Below are 1,479 nucleotides of genomic sequence, written 5' to 3'. Positions count from 1 at the left end.
GCCCTGTTCCAGCGCCTCGAATAGAAGGTAGAGCGTCATCATCTTGGTCAGCGACGCCGGATAGCGCGGCGCCGTCGAATTGGCCTCGAACAGCGTCTTGCCGCTGCTGCCGTCGATGACGACAGCCGCATATTTCTGCGCCGGCGCCGGCACCGCCAGCATGGTTTCAGTCGGCGTCGTCGCGCAGCCGGCGACGAGCACCAGCAGCGCCAGCGCTGCGACAAATCTTTGGAGGAGCGGAAAGAGGCGCAGTTTGGACATTCTGAAGGTAAGCTGTTGCTGAAACGAACGGGAAACTAGCTTAACCCAATGGCGCCGTCTATTTGGTTAATGCCGGTGTTGCCCAGGATTATCCCTCGTCCACAGGCCCGAGGAGAGCTGCATTCGGGCGAATGATCTTCACCCAGGCTCCGCTTCGCTACGTCAACTTCGGCAGCCCCCTCATCCGGCCGCGGAGCCTGTCCTCGGGCTTGCCGGAGGCAAGACCCGTGGGCGGCCACCTTCTCCCCGTCGGGGAGAAGAGAAGGGCGCAAACGCCGGCGTCAGCCTCTTCTCCCCTCGGGGAGAAGGTGGCCCGAAGGGCCGGATGAGGGGGCTTGTCTCTGATGTGAAATGCTGGCCACAGCTTGCGTAACCGGCACCGAGCGGGTTTGCTGGCGCTGGCAGAATCAGCAGGTGCGCCATGGATACGCTGACGATCAAGGCAAAAGGCATTTCGGTAACGGTCGATCTCACCGTCGGCCATCTCGCCGACATGACGGTCGATATCGACGGGCGCCGGCTAAAGCCGCTGCATCGCGCGCCGTGGATCGGCGAGCCGCGCGAGACGCTGCCGCCAGACCTGCCCGAGGGCACCGTTCGCCTGTCCGGCGATTTCCTCTGCGCGCCGTTTTCGCGCAGCGATGTCGAGGCGGCACCGCTGCATGGCTGGCCGGCCAACAGCCCCTGGGATGTCGTCGCTTCCGAGGCGACTGCCGACGGCTGGCGGGCCGTTTTCAGGCTGCGGCACCTGGTCATGGGCGCGACTGTCGAGAAAATCCTGACCCTGCGCGACGACCATCCCTTTCTCTATCAGGAGCATATCTTTTCCGGTGGTTCCGGCGGCATTTCCGTCGCCCATCATCCGATGACGGTGATGAAGGACGGCGGCAGGCTGGCTTTTTCGCCGAAGCGGTTTGCGGCGACGCCGGACGACCCGCTCGAGCCCGATCCGGCCCGCGGCCGTTTCCGCTTCGCCTATCCCGCGCGTTCCACCGACCTGACGCGTTTTCCCGCCGCCGATGGCGGCACGCTCGACCTGACCGACTATCGCATGGACCAGAGCCGAGAGGACTTCGTCACGTTGGTCGAGGCCGACCATGGCGGGCCGGGCTGGACCGCGCTGGCGCGCCAGGCGGAAGCCGATCTCGTTGTGGTGCTGAAGAACCCCGCCGAGCTGCCGGTCACCATGCTGTGGATCAGCAATGGCGGGGGCGGCTA

At 65.1% G+C, this 1,479-nt stretch carries 1 protein-coding gene and 1 pseudogene; one reads left to right on the top strand and one right to left on the bottom strand.

All coding sequences use genetic code 11. The features are described 5' to 3' along the window. Positions 1–261, bottom strand: a pseudogene (locus EOA86_RS34365) (D-alanyl-D-alanine carboxypeptidase); the annotation flags it as partial. A 421-nt stretch (positions 262–682) separates the two neighbouring features. Here EOA86_RS34365 and EOA86_RS34360 point away from each other — a divergent pair. Continuing rightward, positions 683–1,479: hypothetical protein (locus tag EOA86_RS34360; RefSeq protein ID WP_128345576.1), on the top strand; the 797-nt coding region annotated here is incomplete at its 3' end.

Source organism: Mesorhizobium sp. M5C.F.Ca.IN.020.32.2.1, assembly GCF_004023105.1.
In the GTDB taxonomy this organism is placed as follows: domain Bacteria; phylum Pseudomonadota; class Alphaproteobacteria; order Rhizobiales; family Rhizobiaceae; genus Mesorhizobium; species Mesorhizobium wenxiniae.
This window is presented reverse-complemented; position numbering and strand designations above follow the sequence as displayed.